The sequence below is a fragment of the Oleiharenicola sp. Vm1 genome, assembly GCF_047777955.1.
Taxonomy (GTDB): domain Bacteria; phylum Verrucomicrobiota; class Verrucomicrobiia; order Opitutales; family Opitutaceae; genus Didemnitutus.
This window is the reverse complement of record NZ_CP180537.1, coordinates 17,210-37,783: the sequence shown is the minus strand read 5'-3', so window position 1 is coordinate 37,783 and position 20,574 is coordinate 17,210. Positions and strand designations below refer to the sequence as shown.

20 protein-coding genes are annotated in these 20,574 nt (G+C 72.7%); 8 read left to right on the top strand and 12 right to left on the bottom strand.

The features are described 5' to 3' along the window. Nucleotides 1–10 precede the first annotated feature (10 nt). Entirely contained in the window at nt 11–922 is a 912-nt protein-coding gene (locus ACMYLB_RS00985; RefSeq protein WP_415909126.1) for a serine hydrolase, read from the bottom strand. Then, nucleotides 922–1,506 (bottom strand): MarC family protein, encoded by a 585-nt coding sequence (locus ACMYLB_RS00980; RefSeq protein ID WP_415909125.1) that lies wholly within the window; start codon nt 1,504–1,506, stop codon nt 922–924. The genes ACMYLB_RS00985 and ACMYLB_RS00980 overlap by 1 nt, the downstream gene beginning before the upstream one ends. 124 nt (nt 1,507–1,630) lie before the next feature. Between ACMYLB_RS00980 and ACMYLB_RS00975 the strand changes: the two genes are divergently transcribed. Beyond that, complete coding sequence (locus ACMYLB_RS00975) at nt 1,631–1,903, top strand: hypothetical protein (RefSeq protein WP_415909124.1); 273 nt, start codon at nt 1,631–1,633, stop codon at nt 1,901–1,903. A 125-nt stretch (nt 1,904–2,028) separates the two neighbouring features. On the opposite strand, the gene ACMYLB_RS00970 is transcribed toward ACMYLB_RS00975, so the two are convergent. Continuing rightward, nucleotides 2,029–2,943, bottom strand: a complete 915-nt coding sequence (locus tag ACMYLB_RS00970) for a TIGR01777 family oxidoreductase (protein ID WP_415909123.1) — start codon at nt 2,941–2,943, stop codon at nt 2,029–2,031. A 147-nt stretch (nt 2,944–3,090) separates the two neighbouring features. On the opposite strand from ACMYLB_RS00970, the gene rlmN reads away from it, so the two are divergent. Continuing rightward, nucleotides 3,091–4,185, top strand: a complete 1,095-nt coding sequence (rlmN, locus tag ACMYLB_RS00965) for a 23S rRNA (adenine(2503)-C(2))-methyltransferase RlmN (RefSeq protein WP_415909122.1) — start codon at nt 3,091–3,093, stop codon at nt 4,183–4,185. Here the strand turns inward: rlmN and ACMYLB_RS00960 are convergent. The 7 genes from ACMYLB_RS00960 to ACMYLB_RS00930 all read right to left on the bottom strand — a co-directional run bounded on the left by ACMYLB_RS00960 (nt 4,182) and on the right by ACMYLB_RS00930 (nt 11,342). Next, a complete protein-coding gene (locus ACMYLB_RS00960) occupies nt 4,182–4,844 on the bottom strand; it encodes a DNA alkylation repair protein (RefSeq protein WP_415909121.1) in 663 nt (220 codons plus the stop codon). The genes rlmN and ACMYLB_RS00960 overlap by 4 nt on opposite strands. A gap of 1 nt (nt 4,845) precedes the next feature. Further along, nucleotides 4,846–6,210 (bottom strand): hypothetical protein, encoded by a 1,365-nt coding sequence (locus tag ACMYLB_RS00955; protein WP_415909120.1) that lies wholly within the window; start codon nt 6,208–6,210, stop codon nt 4,846–4,848. A gap of 86 nt (nt 6,211–6,296) precedes the next feature. Continuing rightward, a complete protein-coding gene (locus ACMYLB_RS00950) occupies nt 6,297–6,803 on the bottom strand; it encodes a lectin MOA-related protein (protein ID WP_415909119.1) in 507 nt (168 codons plus the stop codon). A 6-nt stretch (nt 6,804–6,809) separates the two neighbouring features. Further along, nucleotides 6,810–7,049 (bottom strand): hypothetical protein, encoded by a 240-nt coding sequence (locus tag ACMYLB_RS00945; protein WP_415909118.1) that lies wholly within the window; start codon nt 7,047–7,049, stop codon nt 6,810–6,812. A gap of 6 nt (nt 7,050–7,055) precedes the next feature. Next, on the bottom strand, nt 7,056–9,887 hold the full coding sequence (locus tag ACMYLB_RS00940; RefSeq protein ID WP_415909117.1) for an ATP-binding protein: 2,832 nt from the start codon (nt 9,885–9,887) through the stop codon (nt 7,056–7,058). 178 nt (nt 9,888–10,065) lie between these two features. Beyond that, a complete protein-coding gene (locus ACMYLB_RS00935; protein ID WP_415909116.1) occupies nt 10,066–10,719 on the bottom strand; it encodes a hypothetical protein in 654 nt (217 codons plus the stop codon). 176 nt (nt 10,720–10,895) lie between these two features. Continuing rightward, a complete protein-coding gene (locus tag ACMYLB_RS00930) occupies nt 10,896–11,342 on the bottom strand; it encodes a hypothetical protein (RefSeq protein ID WP_415909115.1) in 447 nt (148 codons plus the stop codon). Nucleotides 11,343–11,454: 112 nt separating this feature from the next. Here ACMYLB_RS00930 and ACMYLB_RS00925 point away from each other — a divergent pair, with 112 nt between their 5' ends. Next, nucleotides 11,455–12,108: a response regulator gene (locus ACMYLB_RS00925; protein WP_415909114.1), complete on the top strand. Its 654-nt coding sequence runs from the start codon at nt 11,455–11,457 to the stop codon at nt 12,106–12,108. Nucleotides 12,109–12,124: 16 nt separating this feature from the next. Here the strand turns inward: ACMYLB_RS00925 and ACMYLB_RS00920 are convergent, their stop codons facing one another. After that, nucleotides 12,125–13,462, bottom strand: coding sequence for a metallophosphoesterase (locus ACMYLB_RS00920; RefSeq protein WP_415909113.1), 1,338 nt, complete (start codon nt 13,460–13,462; stop codon nt 12,125–12,127). Between the two features lie 103 nt (nt 13,463–13,565). On the opposite strand from ACMYLB_RS00920, the gene ACMYLB_RS00915 reads away from it, so the two are divergent. The 4 genes from ACMYLB_RS00915 to ACMYLB_RS00900 all read left to right on the top strand — a co-directional run bounded on the left by ACMYLB_RS00915 (nt 13,566) and on the right by ACMYLB_RS00900 (nt 17,975). Continuing rightward, entirely contained in the window at nt 13,566–15,155 is a 1,590-nt protein-coding gene (locus tag ACMYLB_RS00915; RefSeq protein ID WP_415909112.1) for a histidine kinase dimerization/phospho-acceptor domain-containing protein, read from the top strand. Between the two features lie 151 nt (nt 15,156–15,306). Then, on the top strand, nt 15,307–16,401 hold the full coding sequence (locus ACMYLB_RS00910) for an ATP-binding protein (RefSeq protein ID WP_415909111.1): 1,095 nt from the start codon (nt 15,307–15,309) through the stop codon (nt 16,399–16,401). Nucleotides 16,402–16,447: 46 nt separating this feature from the next. After that, nucleotides 16,448–17,080, top strand: a complete 633-nt coding sequence (locus ACMYLB_RS00905; RefSeq protein ID WP_415909110.1) for a response regulator — start codon at nt 16,448–16,450, stop codon at nt 17,078–17,080. Nucleotides 17,081–17,183: 103 nt separating this feature from the next. Further along, a complete protein-coding gene (locus ACMYLB_RS00900; protein ID WP_415909109.1) occupies nt 17,184–17,975 on the top strand; it encodes a PEP-CTERM sorting domain-containing protein in 792 nt (263 codons plus the stop codon). Between the two features lie 58 nt (nt 17,976–18,033). Here ACMYLB_RS00900 and ACMYLB_RS00895 read toward each other — a convergent pair whose 3' ends face one another. After that, nucleotides 18,034–19,014, bottom strand: a complete 981-nt coding sequence (locus ACMYLB_RS00895) for a lytic transglycosylase domain-containing protein (protein WP_415909108.1) — start codon at nt 19,012–19,014, stop codon at nt 18,034–18,036. A 112-nt stretch (nt 19,015–19,126) separates the two neighbouring features. Between ACMYLB_RS00895 and miaB the strand changes: the two genes are divergently transcribed. Then, on the top strand, nt 19,127–20,488 hold the full coding sequence (gene miaB / locus ACMYLB_RS00890; RefSeq protein ID WP_415909107.1) for a tRNA (N6-isopentenyl adenosine(37)-C2)-methylthiotransferase MiaB: 1,362 nt from the start codon (nt 19,127–19,129) through the stop codon (nt 20,486–20,488). Nucleotides 20,489–20,574: the final 86 nt, after the last annotated feature.

Below are 20,574 nucleotides of genomic sequence, written 5' to 3'. Positions count from 1 at the left end.
GCCCTACCGCTCACGGCAAGTGCGCCAGCACGCGGCGGGCGACGGCGGCGATGATGCGGCGGTTGTTGGCGTGCTCGCGACCCTCGGTGAAGGTGACGATCACGACGCGGCCGCCGCCGGGCAGCTCGATCAGCGCGGCGTCGTGCCGCGCCCAGCTGACCCAGCCGGCCTTCGCCCAGAGCTTCATGCCGGGCGAGAGCGCGGGGCCGGTGAAGCCGACGTCCTGCGAATCCGGGTCGTCGCTCGCCTTGAACGGATCGCGCCGCATCAGCTCGAGCAGCTGCGCCGAGCGCGCGGGCGAGACGCAGCGGCCCTGCGCGAGCTCGACGAGCAGGCGCGCGGTGTCGTTGGTCGAAAGATAATTCCGCGCCGGCGGATGCGCCTCCATGTCCTGCTTCTCGCGGCCGTAGGGACCTTCACCCCACGGTTTGCGCTGCGCGTAGACGTTGGCGTAGCCGAGGCCGGCGAAGTAGCGCGTCACGATGCCGCGCTGGGCGTTCCACTTGGCCAGCTCGTCCGGCGGCAACTCCGGGCCGCTCGTCGTGCCGGTGATGGCGTCGACGACGTAGCTCGTCGCCTCGTTGTAGGAATCGACGATCATGTCGCGCATCCCGCGGCGCAGCTCGGGCGTGTCGGCGAGTTTCCCGTCTTCCATGAGGCGGTGCGCGTAGGCGGCGAAGAAAAGCTTGATGACGCTTGCCGGATACATCCGCGCGTCGCCGCGATAGCTGGCCGGCACCGGCGCCGCGCCGCGCAGGTCGACGACAGTGACGGCGAGCTGGTCGGCCTGGAGCGCGGGCGCGGTGAATTCCGCGCGCGTGTCGGCAACGGCGCGGTCGACGACGGCCTGCAGAGCGGCGGGTTCGGTGGCCATGGCGGGGACGAGGAGCGTGGCGGCGAGGCCGAGGACGGGGAGTTTCATCAGGAGCGCCAGCCCTGCCGGATCATCGCGACGGCGATGGCGGCGAGGAGCATGGAAATGATCTTGGAGATCGCGCGCATGCCGGTCGGCCCGATCCTGCGGCCGAGCCACTCGCTGTAGTGCAGCGCGAGGACGACGAGCACGAGGTTCACGACCAGCGCGGCGAGCGTGACGACGACGCCCACGGCCTGGTTCTGCGCGAGGACGAGCAGGGTGGTGATCGAGGCGGGGCCGGCGATCAGGGGCATGCCCAGCGGCACGACGCCGAAATCCTCGGGCAGCTTCTCGCTCTCGGCGGCGGAGGAGAGCAGGTCCTTGGCCGCGATGACGAACAGGATCAGGCCGCCCGCGATCTGGAAATCGCTCACCGAGATGCCCAGCGCGGCGAAGATCGAAGTGCCGAGGAACAGGAAGCCCAGCGCCACCAGCCCGCCGGTCCAGATCGCCTGATCGGCGACCTTGTGGCGGCGCTCGCGCGGCAGGTTCTGCCCCAGTCCGAGGAAGATGGCCGCCAGCCCGATCGGGTCGATCGCCACGAACAGCGGGATGAACGCCTGCAGGAACTTGTTCGCCCAGTCGATCATGCCGCCACGCTGCGAGGCGGGCGGCAAAAGGCAACGCGCCAGCGGCAGGTTTGCGCAATCCCTGCGCAGCCGCGCGGTGCCCGCGGGAGTAAACTGCCGCTCCCAACCCCGAAAGGAGGACCCAATGTCCACCATCAAGATCCATCTCGAAGACGCCGAGATGCATCCCGTGCTCCGGCTCGCGAAACTGCTGCACGTCGAGCCCGAAGACATCGCCTACGCCGCCCTGAACCGTCTCATGATCCAGGGCCGCGATCCGGAAGTGCAGAACGACATCTGCCACACCAGGAAAGTCCGCGAAACCCAGCTGCCGCTCTGGGCCGACTCCGCCGGTTCGGTGCACGCCTACGAGGGCATGCCCGACTGCGACCCGGCACGCAGCAAATACTCCGTCTAGACCGGAAACCACCCGCCGCCTGAAACGGGGCGGGATCGCGACGCGCGCGCGCTTCGGCGGGCGGGTTTCGTCGCGACCGTCTGGGGGGCGCGCCCCGCCGGCTCGTTCCGCCGGCGGTCCGCCGCTCAATCGGCCAGGGCGGTGAGCGCGGAGATCAGGCGCGGCGCCTTGAAGCGGAAGCCCTCCGCCAGCAGCCGCGCGGGCACGGCGTATTGCCCCTCGAGCACGAGGCTGGCGTCGGTCTTCATCACCAGCGGCGCGACGATCCGGAGGAGAAACGCCGGGGCCGGCGGCGCCCAGGGCCGGCGGAGCACCGAGCGCAGCGTGCGCATGAAATCGGCGTTGCTCGCCGGCTCGGGCGCGCAGGCGTTGTAGGTGCCGCGCATGGTGTCGGCGCTCACCGCGCGGAGAAAAATCTCCTCCAGGTCGTCGAGCAGGATCCAGCTGATGCCCTGCCGGCCGCGGCCGGCCGCGCCGCCGAGGAAGCACTTGGTCACGCGCGCCAGCGGCGGATAGGCGCCGGCCTTGCGCCCGAGCACGACTCCGACACGCAGCACGACGCCGCGCACGGCGGCCGGACACTCCGCGGCGAACGCCGCCTCCCACTGCACGCAGACGTCGGGCTTGAAGCCCGTCCCCGCCGGCGCGTCCTCCGCACACCGCTGCGCGGTGTGGCCGTAGAAGCCCACGGCGCTGGCCTGCACCCAGGCGGCGGGCGGCGTCGCGGCCGCGCGCACCGCCGCGCCGAGCGCGCGCACGGCGTCGAGGCGCGACGCGACGATGCGCCGGCGGTTCTCCGGCGTGTGCACGCAGTTGATGGTCGAACCCGCGAGGTTGATCACGGCGTGCGCGCCCTCGAGCTCCCGCGCCCAATCCCCGGCCGTGCGGCCGTCCCACGCCACCTCGCGCACCCCGTCGCCGCGGCGCCGGGGCGCGGAGCGGGTCAGCACCACGACTTCCGCGCCGCGTTCGCGCAGGCGGCGGGCGAGCGCGGCGCCGATGAAGCCGGTGCCACCGGCGAGGACGATGCGTTGGGACATGCGCGGGAATCTAGGCGCGCCCCCAGACATGGCAACCCGTGCCTCCGTCGTCCACGCACGTTCGCGCGAAAGAGTCCGTATTACGGACTCTGGGTGGGGCGGAGATGGGTCTTGCGCGGGGGCGGTGGGAGCGCAGAAGTCAGCGCGGTGTCCACGCGGCCGGCCAACTTCTACGACCACACGCGCGACGAGCTGCTCGCGCTCGCCTCGCGCTGGGGCTTCCCGCCGGTGCACGCCGCGCGGCTGTGGGCCTACGTCTACCTCGCGGGTGTCGAGGACTGGCGGGCGATGCCGGAGCTGCCCGCCCGCTACCGGGCGAAGGCCGAGGGCGAGCTCGGCTTCGGCCGCCACGCCACCGCGGCCGAGACGCACAGCGCGGACGGGTTCACGCGCAAATACCTCCTCGAGCTGTCCGACGGCCGCCGCATCGAGACCGTGCTGATGCGCTACACCGGCCGCGTGACCGCATGCATCAGCAGCCAGGCCGGCTGCGCCATGGGCTGCGTCTTCTGCGCGACGGGCCAGATGGGCTTCGTGCGCCACCTCAGCCCGGGCGAGATCGTGGCGCAGGCGATGCACGTCGATGCCGTCCTGCGCGGCGTCGGGCCGGGCGGCGCCCTGGCGGACGCCGCGAGCGACTCGCCGCACGAGCGCCACGAGCGGCTGCGCAACCTCGTGCTCATGGGCATGGGCGAGCCGCTGCACAATTACGACGCGGTGATGAAGGCGATCGACATCCTGCGCGACCCCAACGGCCTCGCGCTCGGCGCGAAGAAGATCACGCTCAGCACCGTCGGCGTCGTGCCCGGCATCCGGCGGCTCGCGGAGGAAAAGCGGCCGTTCCACCTCGCGGTGTCGCTGCACGGCGCCACGCAGGAGGAGCGCGCGGCGCTCGTGCCGGCGGCGAAAAAGTGGCCGCTCGACGAGCTGATGGACGCCTGCCGCGACTACATCGCGCGGCAGCAGCGGCGGATTTTCTACGAGTGGACGCTGATCGAGGGGAAGAACGACACACCCGAGTCCGCGCACGCCGTCGGCCGGTTGCTGCAAGGCCAGTTGGCGCAGGTGAACCTGATCCCGCTCAACCCCACGACCGGCTACGACGGCGCGCCGACGGGGCGCGAGGCGGCGAAGCGTTTCCAGGAAATCCTCGCCGGCTACGGCCTGCCGAGCACGGTGCGGCAGCGCCGCGGCATCGACATCGCCGCCGGCTGCGGCCAGCTCGCGGTGGCGAAACGCTAGGCGCGGGCCTCGAGCTCGCGCCGGGCGTCGCGGGCGATCCAGCGCGCGGCGGGCGAGTCGAGACGGGCGATGCGCCGGGCCTCGGCGAGCGCGGCGCGGCGGAGGCGCGGGTTGCGCTTGCCGATCTGGCGCAGCGCCCAGTTCACCGCCTTCTTCACGAAGTTCCGCTCGTCGGTCGCCTCGCGGCGGATGACGGGCAGCATCCGCAGGAAGATCTCGTCGGGCAGCTCCTTCCGGTGCACGGCCATGCCGGCCATGAGGGAGAAGGCCGTGCGCTTGACGAATTCCGCGCGGCGCGCGCTCCACTGGTGGGCCTTCTCCTCGGCGAAAGCGGTGCGATCGAGCAGGAAGGCGAGCGCGTCGGTCTGGGCCCAGTTGTCGCAGCGCTTCACCCAGCGCTCGGCCTGGATGCGCGTGACGCGCGACGGGTCGGCCACGAGGGTCGCGAGGCCGCGCGCCTCATGGATGTCGTAGTCGAACAGGGCGACGGCGAGCGCGTGGTCGCGCCGATGGAGCCGGGCCAGCGCGCGCAGTTGCGGCGCGCTGACGCCGAGCAGTTCGGCCGTGGAAGTGATGCCGAAGCGCCGCATGCCGGCGACGGCGCTCGCGTTGCGCAGCGCGCGCAGCTGGGCGACGACTTGCGCAGCGGGAGCGTTCACCTCACACCGCCACTCCCGCGACGCCCGCCGCGCTCGCGGCGTCGGACGCGAGCCAGGCGCGGGCGTGGGCGAGGGCGGCTTCGTCAGGCGCGGCGCCGCGCGCCTGGAGGCGCTGCAGGGCGGTTACGAGCGCGAGTTGCGCGCGGGCGTCGGCCGGGTTGGCCTGTGCGGCCTGGAGGAAGAGGGCGGCGGGCGCGGCGATTTGTTCGGGCGGGAGCATCTGCTTCTCGCCGAGGAAGAGCGTGAGCGAGCCGCCGAGGGCCTGGATGTAGCTGAGCGGCGCGGCGGGCGGCGCGTAGGCGAGGCCGGCGGCGGCCGGCTGCCATTCCATGTAGGTCTTCAGCTGCTGGTGGAACTGGGCGAGCACCGCGTCGGCGTCGGCGGGCGCCCAGCGGGTGGTGAAGGTTTTCAGCTCGCGGAATTTCTTCACCTCCCAGATGCGCGCGCCGAGCTCGTAGTCGGCGTTGCGGCTGCGCAGGGCGAAAGTGACGACGTAGTCCAGGCCGCCCTGGGCGGACTCGTCGAGCTGGCGGATGTTCTCCGCCGCCCACTCCATGGGGAAAAGCGCGTAGTGCTTCGGAGCGAAGAGGCCGATGCCCGCGATGGGGTCGTAGCCGGCGCTGGCGCCGAACGTCTCGGCGAACCACAGCGGCAGGCCGCGGGTGAAGCGGCCGACGGCGTCCTCCGGCTGCGCGGCGCGCTCCATGAGGTTGGCCTCGCCGAGGAGGGCGCACTGGGCGAAGGCGACGCGGCGGAGGCGGCCTTCCTTGGCGGGCAGCAGCGCGGCGGCGCGGTCCTCGAGGCCGTAGAACCAGATCGGCTTGCTGATGCTGACGAGGCTGATCTTGGTGCCGGCCTCGAGATCGCCGACGGGTGAGGACTCGGAGAGGGAGAGCTCGGCCAGCGCGCGGGAGAAACCGATGAGGCGCGCCTCGAGCTCGGGCCGGTTGAGCGAGAAGAGCAGGTCCAGGAGATGTTGCGCGGCCTCGGGCGAGCGGGCGGCGAGGTAGGCCTGGAGGAGATTGAGGCCGGGCCCGGGGCCGTGGCGCTCGGCGTCGTAGCGCGGGGCGACGACCTCGATCAGCTCGCGGATGTGGCCGTGGACGCCGAGGTCGGCAGAGACGGTGAGCAGCACGTCGGCGCGGTCGCCGGAGACGGCGAGGACTTGCTCGTAGATCGCCATCGCCGCCGGCAGGTCGCGGGCGGCGAGGCGGGCCTTGGCGGCGGCGAGCTGCGGGAGGACGCCGCCGGCGGTGGCCGGCGCCGGGGCCGGCGCGGCGGTCTCGGCGGGAGCGGGCGCCGGGGCGCTGGGAGCGGGAGCGGAGGGCGCCGGCTTTTTGCCGGTGAGGCGATCGAAGAAACCCATGCGCCGAGCCAAGCCGAGCCGGCGCCCGTGCGCCAATAAAATCCCGGGACGCCGGCGCGGTGCCGGCGTCCCGGAGCGGGGCGGGCCTAGCAGCAGACGAGGTCGAGGTTGCGGTCCACGGTCCGGTCGAGCGGACGGTAGTCGCCGGTCTGCGGCTCGATCATCACGAGGGCGTGGCCGCCCTTTTCGTCGTCGAGCAGGGCCCAGTTGTAGGCGTGGCCCTGGCGGGCGCGGGTCGAGTCGGTGCGCCAGACCACGCCGAGGGCGTAGGAGGCGGCCTTGCCGGCGGCGCGGGCCTGCTCGTTGGCGAAGACCTTGAGGCGCCAGGCGAAGTCGTCGCAGTCCATCACGCTGGCGAGGTAGGCCGGGCGGTCCTGCAGGCTCGCGGCGAGGATGCGTTTCAGTTCGGCCTCGGTCGGGCACGCGTAGAGTCCGTCGCCGGCGAAGATGAATTGTCGGGCGATGGGCTTCCACAGTCCGGCCAGCTGGCGCCGGACGTCGGCCACCAGGTCGTCGCGCGAGATCGGAACCCCGCCGAAGACGCTGCGGGTGGTCTGATTGATCCCGTCCAGGATTTCGTCGATCGTGGTCATGGGAAATCAGGGCACGCGATTGAGGTCCACGGGCGGATTGGGGTCGCCGATGCCGGTGAGGCTGCTGTGGATCATCTTCGAGGCGTCCTGCGCGCCCCGGGCGAGGCTGGCGAGGAGCTTGTCGCAGTCGCGAACGATCTTGTAGGCGTTGTTGAGCCGGTCGATGAGCGCGTTGTAGTCGGCCTTCGCGAGGGTGATGGTGCCGTTGTTGTTGTCGATGAGGGTGGGGGGAGCTTTGGGGGGCATGGGAGGTTATGGGTTTGATTCGTCCGAGGGGGCGAAAGGCTGGCGGGCGATCGCGGCGAGGTGCGCGGCGAGGGCGTCGAACTCCGCGTCGTCCGGGTGGGCGTCGTGATCCAGCACGCGCTGGCACGCCGCGCCGAGCGCGCGGGCGCCCACGAGGTCGGCGCTGTTCTTCAGGTAGTGGGTGCGGGCGCGCAGCCGCGGCCAGTCGCGCGCCCGGGCGCTGGCGGCGAGGTCGTCGACCAGGCCCGGCAGCTCGAGCGAGAAGCGTGCCTGGAGCGTGGCGAAGAGCGCCGCGTCGCCCGCGAGGCGGAGGTGCGGCAGCGGCTTCACGCCCGGGACCTGGGCGATCGTGTGCGCCAGCGTCGCGAGGTCGACGGGCTTGGCGAGGAACACGTTCATCCCGGCCGCATGGGCCTCGGCGAGCGCGGCGCCGCCGGCGTGGGCGCTGAGGCCGATGATGAAGGGCGGCTGGCCCGACGGCGCCTGCGCGCGCAGGGCGCGGGCGGCGGAGAGGCCGTCGACGCCCGGCATCATCCAGTCCAGCAGGATCACGGTGAAGGGCTGGCGCCGCGCCGCGGCGAGGGCGGCCTCGCCGTCGGGCACCGCGGTGACGTGCGCGCCGTGCCGGCGGAGAAAGGCCGCGAGCAGCTCGCGCACCAGGGCGTTGTCCTCGGCCACGAGGACTTCCAGCCCCTCCCAGGCGACCGAAGCCGCGTCGGCTTCGCTCGGGGCCGGCGTGCGGCCCGACTCCGCCGCCGGCAGCGGCAGGGTGACGACGAAGGTCGCCCCGGTGGCGCCGTCGTCGTAACGCACGCCGCCGCCCATCGAGGTGCTCAGGCGGGCGACGAGCGCCAGGCCCAACCCGGTCCCCTCCACGCCGTCGGCCGCGCCGAGCCGGGCGAAGGGCTGGAACAGGGACGCGCGGTGCTCGGGCGGGATGCCGGGCCCGGTGTCGCTGACGGTGAATTCCACGCCGCCGGCGGGACCGGGGGCGACGCGCGCGCGCAGCCGCACTTCGCCGGCGGCGGTGAACTTCACCGCGTTGGCCAGCAGGTTGAGCAGGATCTGCCGCACGCGCACCGCGTCGCACCGCACCGTCGCGGGCAGCGCCTCGTCGAACTCCCAATGCAGGTGCAGGCCCTTGCCCAGCGCGGCCGGCCGCACCGCCGCGACGGCGTCCTCCACGATGCCGCGCAGCGCGGCGGGCCGCGGGTGCAGGCGGAAGACGCCCGACTGCAGCGCGCCGGTGTCGATCAGGTCGTTGACCAGCTGGTGCATGGTCTGGCCGTGCGAGCGCAGCGCGGCCACCCACTGCGCGGCCCCGGGCGGGAGTTTTTCGCCGGCCAGCAATTCCGCGTAGCCCAGCACGCTTTGGATCGGCGTGCGCAGCTCGTGGCTCACGGTCGCGAGGAAGGCGCTCTTCAGGCGGTCGGCCTCGATCGCCGCGGCGGCGCGGCGGGCCGCGGCCTCGGAGAAGAGGCGGCGCCGGTCGTTCGCGAGGACCATCGCCCAGAGCAGCACGCCGACGGCCACGATGCCCATCGTCTGCAGCCGGGCCTGGGCGAACACCGCGAGCCAGCGCGACGAAGCGACGTCGAACACCAGCCAGCCGAGCGCCGGGCCGCCGTCCGGGCCGTGCACCGCGCACTGCGCGGAAACGCGTTCGCCGAAGATGTCCTTCGTCGGCCCGACGATCACGGCCTCGCGGCGGTGCAGCATGGCGATGTCGTCCGGTCCGGCGCGGCGCAGCACCAGCAGGCGCGGGAGCGTAGGCTGGGGATTGCCGCCGGTCATCACCGAGACGACGCGCTGTCCGCGCAGCGTGACCAGGTAGGCGTAGCGCAGGTCGGGATTCACGGCCTGGAGGCGCGCGAGGGTGTCGCGCAGGGTGACGAATTCCGGCCGGCCCGCGGTGGGGGTGAGCATGACCTCGACGGCCGTTCCGCTCGGCGCGCGCCGCCACTCGAAGGTGCCGGTGCGCAATTCCGGCCCCATGGCGCGCATGAGGAGCGAGGGATCGAGCGCCTGCGCGGCCGTGCGCACCCGCGCGCGCAGGCCGGCCTCGTATTCGCGGCGGGCGATCGCGCCGCTCAACACCATGAGGGCGAAGCCGGCGACGAGCCAGATGCCGAGCCAGCGGAGGTGCCGATGCAGATTGGGCGCGAATTCCGCCGGGGCGGGCAGCCGGGCGCGCCAGATCGAGCGGGCGGCGAGGATGCCCGCGGCGGCGAGGACGCCGGCGGCGACGAGGGCGAAGCGGGAGTAGTCCTCGCCGATGCGCCCCGGCCCGGTGGCGTGGGCCAGCGGCCCGTGCGTGGCCAGCAGCGGCCAGAAAACAAACACCGTCATCGCTGCCGTCAGGTTGGGGACGGCCCCGTCCGGTTTTCCGGCCGCGCGCGGCACGCGGGCGAGCGCGCGCAGCGCCAGGGCGGCGGCGAGGGCGACGGCCAGGCCGCCGGCGACCGGCCAGGCGTTGCGCGCCAGGGTCAGCGCCGCCGCGGCGACCGTCGCGGCGAGGAAGGCGAGCCGCTGCCGGGAGCCGAACCACGGCGCCGCGGCGCCCCAGAGCAGCGTTCCGGTGGAGGCGCCGAGTGCGGCGGACATCAGGCGGTCCCAGATCCAGTATTGGTCCGTGCGGTCGTGCACCGAGAGCAGCGCCAATTCGATGCCGGCGGAGAACACGTTGGCCACCGCCCAGGCGGCGAGCCACGGCTGAAGGCGGGCCTCGCCGCGCCGCCCGAAGCCGGCAGCGACGCCGGCCCAGGCGAGGACGGCGAGGAACCACAGGTAGTCCTGATGCGTGGTCGCTTGGTCGAGCAGGCGCAGCGCGGTGGACATGGGCAAAGGACGGACGCGCAGTCGCTAGGTGCGGAACGCGGGGTGCGGGTTCCCGGCGGCCGTGCGGCGGGCACGGCGGCAGCCACGGCGGACACGGTGGCGCGGAGGAGGGGTATTCACTGAGACGGCCCGGCGCCGATGATTCACCGGCGCCGGGCGGGGTCAATGGCGCGGGCGGTCATTTCTTGGCCTCGGCGCCCTTGGCGGTTGTGGGTTCGGCGGCGTTGGACTTGGATTGGAAGCCGCCGAGGAACTGGACGAGGTCGAAGGAGTAGCCGAGGGTCAGGGACCACTGGCCGGGATCGGTGCGATCGTAGACGCGCGCGCCGAGGTAGGCGTAGTTGGCGTCGGAGATGGGGTAGAAGAGCTCGAGCTCGAGCGCGGGGCCACGCGAATGGCGGTAGCGCGGCACGGGGCCGTCGAAGAGCAGGTGGGTCTTCGTGGCGTCGGCGGGATCGAACTGGACGTTGTCGACCTGCGCGTAGCCGAGGCCGAGGTGGGCGAGGGCGAGGCGCTTCTTGCCTTTGCCGTCGACGTCGACGACGCGGCTGAGCTTGCCGACGAGGCCGGCGAAGTAGCGCGGGTGCACGCGGCGCGCTTCGCGGTCCGTGGTGGCGCCGACGGCGCCGCCCACGCCGAGGGTGAAGAGCGTGTTCTTGGCGTAGCCCTGGAGGAAGTGCGCGCCGACGGCGACCTCGCCGCTGAAGTTGCCGGAGCCGGTGACGGTCGCGGCGCTGCGCTCGGCGCCGTTGGCGAACTCGAGGGAGACGCGGGCGGTGTAGTCGACGGTGTCGTCCGGGTCGGTGAACCACTGGCCGGGCGTGACCAGCACGGCGTCGGAATCGCTGAGGAGCTTGGTGTTCTTCCAGCTGCCGTTCCATTGGCTGCCGCCGGGCAGCGCGGGATCGGCGCCGTAGGCGATGGAGGCGGCGGCGCCATCGGGCTGCCAGGCCCAGGTGTTGGAATACAGCAGCTCGAGGTAGCCGCCGAGGCGCGTGCCGTCGGTCTTCAGCTCCTTGGTCGCGGGGTCGATGGTGTAGGGCGCGACGACGCGGGTGCCGGCATGCCAGAGGAGGTCGGTGCCGGACTTCTCGACTTGGCGCCACGTGAACGAGGCCGGCAGATACTTCTGCAGGTCCTCGGTTGTGGCGGTGACCGGCGGGGCCGCCGGCCCGGCCTTTTCGGCGGCGGCGCCTCCTCGGGACCGCTCTCCGCGGCTGGTTCGGCGCCGGTGGCGCCCGGGCCGTCCTGGAGCGATTTCAGGGCGGCCTTCTTGGCGGCGAGGTCGGTCTCGGCCTTGAGGACGGCGAGTTCGGCTTTGGCGACGGCGAGTTCCTTCTCGAGTTCGGCGACGGTTTTCTCGGCGCCGCGGGTCGGGAGCGCGGCGAGCGCGAGCGCGACCGGAAGCGCGATGAGTGCGCAGGGTGTGTTTTCATGGCGCGCCCAGTCTGCCACGTCCCGGCGGCGCGGCGCGCGGGCGGGGGCGACGGCCGCCCGGGCATTTTTCCCGCTTCTATTTCCGATTCGCCCGGGCACACTGCGCGCCGGGCGCGCTAGATTCGTTGCCATGTCCGCCGTTCCCCAGATTCCCCGTATCGTGCTCGTGGAGGACCACACGCTCGTCCGCCAGCTGCTCGCGCACCTCGTGCGGGACGACCTGCAGCTCGAGCTCGCGGGCGATTGCACCACGGTGGCCGAGGGCGCGGCGGTGCTGGCGCGGGAGAAGCCCGACCTGGCCGTCGTCGACTGGATGCTGCCCGACGGCCGCGGCTTCGATCTCGTGCGCGCGCTGGGCCCGTCGCTGCCGCGGACGCGCTGGCTGGTGATCTCGTCCAACGAGCAGGGCCATCTGGTGCGCGAGGCGGTCGGGCTGGGCGTGCACGGCTTCGTGCTGAAGCGCTCGGACCTCGCCACGCTGCGCGAGGCGATCCGGCGCGTGCTGGCGGGCGAGACGTATTACTGTCCCCACAGCGCGCGGCTGCTCGTCGACCGCATGGTGGACGAGAGCCGGGCGGTCGGCGCCGCCCTCACGCCGCGCGAGCGCGAGGTCCTGCGCGGCTTCGCCCGCGGCGAGAACCCGAAGGCGCTGGCCGAGCGCCTGGGCGTCAGCGCCAAGACGGTGCAGAACCACCTCACGGTGCTGAAGGAGAAGCTCCGCCTGCAGGAGCCCGCCGAGCTCGTGCACTACGCGATCAAGCACGGCTACATCGAGGCGCCGTGAGCGCGCGGGGCCGCGCTCAGCGCTGCAGCGCGGCCTGGGCGGCGGCCTTCAGCTTCAGCCCGGGCAGTTCCTGCCAGCCGAGTTCGGCCGAGCCGAAGTAGCGCTCGGAATTGCGCGCGCCCCAGTCGGTCGTCGCGATGCGGTAGCGGCGGTCGGGCGCGATCATCTCCGGCGCGGCGGCGACGAGGAAATCGCCCTGCCGCTCGGCGAACGGCGTGCTCGCGTTCTGGTTGGCGCGGGCGACGAGCTCGCGCAGGCGCACGCCGTCGATCTCGGTGACGAAGATGGCGCCGTCGAAGCGCACGCAGGCGTCGAAGGCGAGGCGCGAGACGTTCCCCGCGGGCAGGCCGCCGCCGAAGGTGGTGTTGCCGATGAAGGCGGCGTCGACGTTCGCGGCGTGGCGCAGCGCGGCGGCGACGAAGCGCGCGGCGTTGCTGGGCGTCAGGGCGGTGTGGAGGTGGCCCACCGGAGCGAGGTCCTCGGGCGTGAGGAACTGCCGGCGCGTCTGCTCGATGAACTCCGCCAGCGGCACGTCGGCGGCGCCCTTCTCGGAGAGCTCGACCTGCTCGACGGTCCAGTGGAGCGAGCCGCCGAGGCCCTGCCGCAGCCACACCAGCGAGGCGTGGCTGTTCCAGCTCCCGCTGTGGAAGTAGACGGTGCGGCCCTGGCGGTGCACGAAGCGCAGGTGATCGTGCGCGCCGGCGAAGAGCGTGCCGTCGGGCACGACCTTCAGCAGCTCGCGGTCGGCGTCGAGGCCGGCGTGGCTGAGCACGATGAGCGGCCCCTGCTGCGCGAGGCGGGGCAGGTTGTCGCGGCCCCACGCCACCGGGTCGCGCGGCTGGATGGTCGGGCGGACCGGCACACGGTAGGTGGCGAGGTGGTCGGTGGTGAGGCCGACGAGCACGGTGTCGATGCGGCCGAGCTTCAGCGCGACGGCGGGGTCGGTGAAATACCGGCCCGTGGCGCGGTCGCGCAGGTTGCTGATCGGCACCACGCCGGTCTCGCGCACGCGCTTCACCGTCTCGGCGACGTCGTAGAATTCCGGGTCGTGGTTGCCGAGGTTGAGGAAGGTCGGCACGCGGCCGGCGAGGGCGCGGAACATCTCGAAGTCGATCGCGCCGTGCGAGCGGCGGGCGATGACGTTGCCGTATTCCTGGGTGTCGCCGTCGAGCAGCACGGCGATGGGCAGCTCGGGGTTTCTCAGGCGCAGGCGGTCGACGAGCGCGACGAACTGCGCGGTGCGCTCGTAGGCCGAGTGCTGGTCGCCCATGACGATGAGCAGGGCCTCGACCTCCGCCGCGCGGGCGGCGAGGCCGCCGAGCAGGAGAAGCAGCAGGAGGCGGACGGCAAACATCGGGCGCATGATTCGAGAGCGTTTCGCGCGCTGACAATCCCGAATCAGCCCGGTGCGCTTGCGGCTTGAGCACCGCCGTCCGCCCCGCAAGCTCGGCGGCCCGATGGAGAATCCGCAGCAGGCCTACGACGCGGCGACCTGGCTGGGCAGCTGGAGCGTGCACCAGGATTTTCTCTGGTTCTTCTCGCTGCTCTGCTGGAGCCTGGCGCTGATCTCGTGGCTGCGGCATCCGCGCCGCGCGGCGGAGTGGCAGTGGTTCCCGGCGGCGGCCGCCGCGGCGATCGGCACGGCGCTGATCCAGTTCGGCATCTTCAACCCGACCTTCGACTTCTTCCAGGACCGGCTGGTGCCGGGCTCGGTGGGCATCTACCGGCCGGCGCTGGTCGATCCCTACTGGCTGGGCGACGTGCTGATGGGCACCGCCCTGGCGGCGATGGCGGCGGGCTGGGGCGTGGCGGCGGCGGGGAACCGGCGCGGCTGGCGCGGCCTCGCGGGCGCGCTGCTGCTCGCGACCGCCGTCCTGCACGCGGCGGAGCCGGTGCGCGGCGGCGTGCTGCTCGGCGTGCTCACGGCGGCGGCGGGAGTGGCGCTCTGGCCGGCCACGCGGGACCGGTGGCGGGCTCGCGTCGGCCTGGCGGGCGCGATGGTGCTGCCGTGGGTGTCGACGGTCGGTCCGGTCGCCGCGCTCACGGGCACGCTGCAGCGCTCGGGGCCGCCGACGCCGATGGGGCTGGCGGCGGCGGCGTTCCAACTCGCGCTGGGCGCCTGGGTGTTCGCCAGCCTGCTGGCCGGCCTGTGGGCGCGACAGCACCCGGAGACGGTGCCGGCCCTCCGGCGCGACATCCGGCGGGCCGCGATCGCCGCCCTCCTCTGGCTGGCGGCGGGGATGGCGTTCAGCCTCCAGACCGGACGCGACAACCGCCGGGAGATCCAGCAGAACCGCCTGCGCATGGCGGCGGCGCAGGCGAACCTGTTCGATCCCGCGCTCCTCGCGCCCTTCGCCGATCCGGCGTTCACGATCGAGACCCGCACGCGCGAGAACGAGCCGACCGCCGCCCATTCGCCGTGGCTCGCCACCGGAGTGGCCGTCGGCGCGCAGCGCCGCCTGGCGCAGGTCGTGCTCGCCACGCCGTTCCTCGAGGCGGCGCGCCTGATCGTCATCCACGACGGCTGGCTGGTCGCCGTGCTCTCGTCCGACCGCCCGGCGCACGCCGGCGAGGTCGACTTGCTCCGCCGGGCGACGCCGGAGGACATCGCCCGCTGGAACGCGAGGGAACCCTACGTCGAATCCTCGCACGTGCACGAGATCGGCTACCGGTATTACTGCCGGGCGCCGATCGTGGGCCAAGACGGGGTGATGCTCGGCTGGCTGGACTGCGTGCGGCGGGAGTATTACCTGAGCGTCGAGCGGCGGTGGCGCGCGGCGCCGTTCCTGGTGACGGCGCTGGGCATCGTCCTGCTGGGCCTGTTGCTGGTGCAGCGCCAGGGCGGCCGCGAGCGCGAGATCGCGCGGCGGGACGCCGAGGCGGCGGCGACGGGCAACCGCATCAAGAGCGCCTTCCTCGCCAACGTGAGCCACGAGCTCCGCACGCCGCTGCAGAACATCCTCGGCTACGGCGAACTGCTCGAGCGCGACGTCGCGGCGGGGAGCGCGCCAGCCATCTCGCGGCGCTGCGCCAGCAGGGCGAGCTGATGCTGCGGCTGGTCAACGACCTGATCGACCTCAGCGCGGTCGAGGCCGGCGCGTTCCAGCTCGCGCCTCGGCCGGTCGCGCTGGCGCGCGTCGTGCGCGACACCGCGGAGGGATTCCGGGGCCGCGCGGAGGCGAAGGGGCTCGCGTTCGAGTGCGGGTTCGACGCCGGGGGCCGGACTGGATCGAGGTCGACGAGGCCCGGCTGCGGCAGGTGCTGATCAACCTGCTCGGCAACGCGGTGAAGTTCACCGCGCGCGGCCGGGTGCGGGTCGACGGTGCCGCGCGGCTGCAGCCGGACGGGCGCTGGCGCGTCGACCTGGCGGTCAGCGACACGGGGCCGGGCATCCCGCCCGCCCAGCAGGCGCGGCTTTTCCGGGCGTTTTCCCGACTCGAGCGCACGGCGGCGCAGGAGGGATCCGGGCTGGGCCTGGCGGTCGCCGCCGCGCTCTGCCGCGCGATGGGCGGAGAGCTCACGGTCGAGAGCGACGGCATGAGCGGCAGCCGTTTCGTGGCGTCGGTCTGCGTGTCCGCGGCCGCCGCGCCGGAAACGGCGACGGTGGCGCCGGCCCCGGTGGCGCCCGGCGCGCACCCGCGCGTGCTGGTGGTCGAGGACAATCCGGCGATGCGCGAGCTGTTCGTGGCGGCGCTGACCGAGCGCGGGGCGGTGTGCCGGGCGGCGGCCAGCGGCGCGGCGGCGCTGGCGCTGGCGGCCGAGGCGGCGCCCGACGTGGTGCTGATGGATCTGGCGCTGGCGGACGGGGACAGCGCGGCGTTCCTGCCGCGGCTGCAGGCGGCGGTGCCGGGGTGCCGGGTGATCGTGGTGAGCGCGCACGCGGCCGCGGCGGACCGGGCGCGCGTGCTCGCGGCCGGCGCCGAGGCGTTCCTGCTCAAGCCCGTGCCGCTCGACCAGCTCTGGGCGGCGGTGGTGCGCTCGGCCGCCGTGCCCCGCGTCCTGCCCGACTATTTCGCCGCCGCGCCGGAGGCGCGCCGGATCGTGCGCGAGCAGTTCGGCCGGGAGCTGCCGGAGTGGGAGGCGGCGGTGGCGGCGGCGTGCGCCGCGGGGGATTTCGCCGCGCTGCGCCGGCACGCGCACTACCTGCGCAGCGGCGCGGTGGCGGTCGGCGCACGGGACATTTTCGCCGTGGTCGGCGCGCTGGAGGCGGCGGCGCTCGCCGAGGACGGAACGGCGGCCGGCGCGGCGTGGCTCGCCTGCCGCGAGGTCCTGCGGAACTGGCGCGCGGCGTGAAAAGGCGCGGGCGCGCCGCGGGTTCGGGTTTGTCAGCCCCTAAGAAATGGCTCCAGTGCCCGTCATCGCTTCCGTGAAACAACGCGTGCTCGTCGTCGATGATCATCCGCTCTTCCGGGCGGGAGTCGTGGCCGTCCTCAACCAGGACCCGGCGTGGGAGGTCTGCGCCGAGACCGACACCGCCGCCGGGGCCCGCGCCGCGGCGGCGCGGCTGCGCCCCGACGCCGCGGTGGTCGACCTGATGCTGCGCGACGACGACGGCCTGAAGCTGGTGCGCGAGCTCCGGCAGGAGGTGCCGGCCATGCGCATCCTCGTGCTCTCGATGCTCGACGAGGCCCTTTACCGGCCCAAGGCGCTGCAGGCGGGCGCGAGCGCCTTCGTGTCCAAGCTCGCCGGGCCGGAGGCGATCCTCGCCACGCTGCGCGAGGCGACGCCGCGGCCGGCGCGCGTCAACGGCGCATCGCACGAGCTCGCCGCGCTCTCCGAGCGCGAGCTCCATGTTTTCACCCAGCTGGGGCAGGGCCGTTCGACCCAGGAGATCGCGAGCGCTTTGGGCGTGAGCAATAAGACCATCGAGACGCATCGCGAGAACATCAAGGCCAAGCTCGGGCTGCCGCACGCGAACGCGCTGGTCGCGCGCGCGGCGGTGTGGGCACGCGAGCAGGGCCTCGTGCGCTGACTCCGCCCGCCGCGCCGCGCGCGGAAAATGAGGGAATCCCTTAGGGGCGGGCGCTTGTTCGCCGCGGCGCGCGACATTGTCTATGGCGGCACACACCACGCCTATGAAAACCCGTTACCTCCTCGGCGTCCTCGCGGGATGCTGCCTCTCCGCCCTCTCGTTGTCGGCCCAGACGTTCGTCGGCTCCGACAATTTCGACGCTGGTTCGACCGCCAAGTGGGACTACGTCTACCGCCTGAACAGCGCGACCCAGGGCTCGCTCGACTTTACCAACAGCCGGTTGGACTTCTCGAAGTCCACCGGCCTCGGCAACCAATTCCGCCTCTGGGACAGCGACGGCACCACCAGCCCGTCGGTCGTGGCCACCAGCTTCACCACCAGCTGGATGATGACGATGTCGGTCACGAACACGCTCACCGGCGCCACCGGCAGCGAGTTCGCCACCATCGGCATCCAGGTCTTCAACGACGACAACAGCTACTCCGCGCTCATGCTCAGCGCCACGAGCACCGGCAACTACGTGCGCGCGGAAGGCAACGGCTTCTCGACGGTGAACACCGCCACCGCCGACAACACCGACGTCACCCTGCGCCTGGCGTGGGACGCGAGCGCGAAGACGCTTGCCGCCGCCTACAGCCTCGACGGCAGCTCCTTCAACGCGGTGGCGACCTTCCATCCCGTGACGGAGTGGTCCGGCACCACGACGGCGAACGGCTTCAACTTCGGCGTCTTCGGCAACAGCAACCTCAGCGCGGCGATCTCCGTCGGCTCGGTCTATGCCGACAACTTCGCCGTCTCCGCCGTGCCGGAGCCCTCGACCTACGCGGCGTTCGCCGGCCTCGGCGCGCTCGGCCTCGTCTGGTGGCGCCGCCGCCAGCGCGTCGCGGCGGCTTGAGCCGACTTTGGGTTACGTAAACGGGCCGGCCCGAGTGGGCCGGCCTTTCTGGATCCGCTCAACCCGCGCGCGGTGCCGCGAGGCGGCCCGGGGCGACGCCGGCGCGCACCTGCAGGGTGGCCAGCACCTTCGGCACATACATGCGCGTCTCCGCCGGCAGGCCTGGCGCGATGGCGGCGAACGTGCGGGCCTTTTGCGTGGCGAGGAGGCGGCGCACGCGGCCCTCGCCGGCGTTGTAGGCGGCGAGCGCGAGCGGCCAGTCGCCGAACTTGCCGTGCAGGGTCCTGAGGTAGCGCGCGGCGGCGCGGGCGGACTTCGCCGGATCGGTCCGCTCGTCGGGCAGCCACGTGCTCAGGCCCAGCGCCTTCGCCGTCGTGGGCATGAACTGATACAGCCCCCGCGCGCCGGCCGGGCTGCGGGCGGAGGGGTTGAAGGTCGACTCGACCTCCGCCAGCCACGCCAGCTCCGCCGGCACGCCCTCGGCGGCGAAGGCCGCCTGCGCGACCGGGAGCAGCGCCGTGGCGCGCGCCGGCGCCGGCCGCACGCGCATCCGCGCCAGCCAAAGGTTGAAGTAGGGGATGTCGGGCGTCGCGAGCGGCGGCCGCTGGCCAGGCTTGAGCACCGGCGGCTTCGGCGGGAGCGCGGCGCCGGGCTGCCGGGCGGCGACGCCGGCGGCCTGGATGTAGTCGAGCCGCTCCTCGAGCCACTCGGCATAATCCGCGTAGTCGGGGAAAAGCCGCAGCGCGTTGAGCGCGGCGCGCGCCTCGGGCTCGTAGGCGGCGAGCTCGCCCAGGTCGTTCTGGTCGAGCGCGGCCTGGAGGCGGGCGGCGAAGGCGTCCCACTCCTGCTTCGAGGGGAAATAGAACTCCCGCTTCACCTCCGGCGGCGCGTAGTCGTCGAAGAGCTGCTTGCCCTGCCGGTAGAGCGCGTCGAGGTCGATCTCGGGCTCGGCGGCCGGTTTCGCGGGCGCGGCCGGCGGCTGCGCCAGCGCGGGGGCGGCGAGCAGCGTCAGCAAGGGCAGGGCGCGGAGCGGTTTCATGGACGGGCGGGAGCCGGCGGCGGCGACGTTCCTCGTTGGACCCGCGCGAGGCGAGTTCGTTTCCCGCGTTGACCGCGGGGCGGTTGCGGGTAGCTAGAGCCCCTTCACCGGCATGAACCGCGTCTTCATCAAAACCTACGGGTGCCAGATGAACGAGCGCGACAGCGAGGCTGTCGCGGCGATGCTGCGCGCCCGGGGCTATCGCATCGTGCCGGACGAGGACAGCGCCGACGTCATGCTGCTCAACACCTGCAGCGTGCGCGACATGGCGGAGCAGAAGGCCATCGGCAAGGCGAGCTACCTCGCGCAGAAGAAGAAGCGCAACCCGCGCTTCGTCATCGGCATCCTCGGCTGCATGGCGCAGAACCGCGGCGCCGCGCTGCTCGACGCGCTGCCGGACGTCGACCTCATCGTCGGCACGCAGAAATTCCACCAGGTCCCCGATCACCTCGACAACCTCCGCGCCGCCCAGGCCGCCGGCGCCGTGCTGCCGACGCGCATCGTCGACATCGCGGAGGAGGCCGGTTCGCAGAACACGATTCGCGAACACGTCCTCGAGGACCGGCAAGTCACGGCGTTCGTCTCCATCCAGCAGGGCTGCAACATGGACTGCGCGTTCTGCATCGTGCCGAAGACCCGCGGCGACGAGCGCTCGCGGCCGATGGACGAGATCGTGCGCGAGTGCGAGGAGCTGGCCGATCGCGGCGTGCGCGAGATCACGCTGCTCGGCCAGATCGTGACCAGTTACGGCCGGCGCGACTACGAGCACACCGGCGGGATCAGCCCCTTCGTGCAGCTGCTCGAGCGCGTGAACGCCATTCCCGGCCTCAAGCGCATCCGCTTCACCTCGCCGCACCCGCGCGGCTTCAAGGACGACCTCGTCGCCGCCTACGGCCGCCTGGAGAAACTCTGCGAATACGTCCACCTGCCCATGCAGAGCGGCAGCGATCGCATCCTGAAGCTGATGAACCGGCCCTACTCGCGCGACCGCTACCGGCAGATCGTCGACGACCTGCGCCGCGTGCGGCCCGACATGTATTTCTCCACCGACATCATCGTCGGCTTCCCCGGCGAGACGGCGGAGGATTTCGAGCAGACGCGCGCGCTCTTCGAGGCCTGCAACTACGACATGGCCTACGTCTTCAAATACTCCGTCCGCTCCGGCACGCCCGCCGCCGCCATGGCCGACCAGGTGCCGGACGAGGTGAAGGAGGAGCGCAACCAGGTCCTGCTCCGCCTGCTCGAGCAGAATTCCGACCGCCGCAACGCCACGCTGCTCGGCACGACGCAGGAGGTGCTGGTCGAGGGGCCGGACAAGAAGGGCGTGCAATTCATGGGCCGCACCCGCGGCAACCGCATCGTGCACTTCGCCGCGCACGAGCGTCTGATCGGCGAACTCGTGCCGGTGAAGATCAACCGCGCATCCACCGCCGTCCTCTACGGCGAGCTGGCGCTGGCCGGGGTGGAGCGGTAGCCGCCGCCGCGCCCCGCCCTCCCCGGACACGAAACCGCCCGGAAAATGAATCTTTCCCTTTTCGTGTCTTTCGTGTGTTTCGTGGC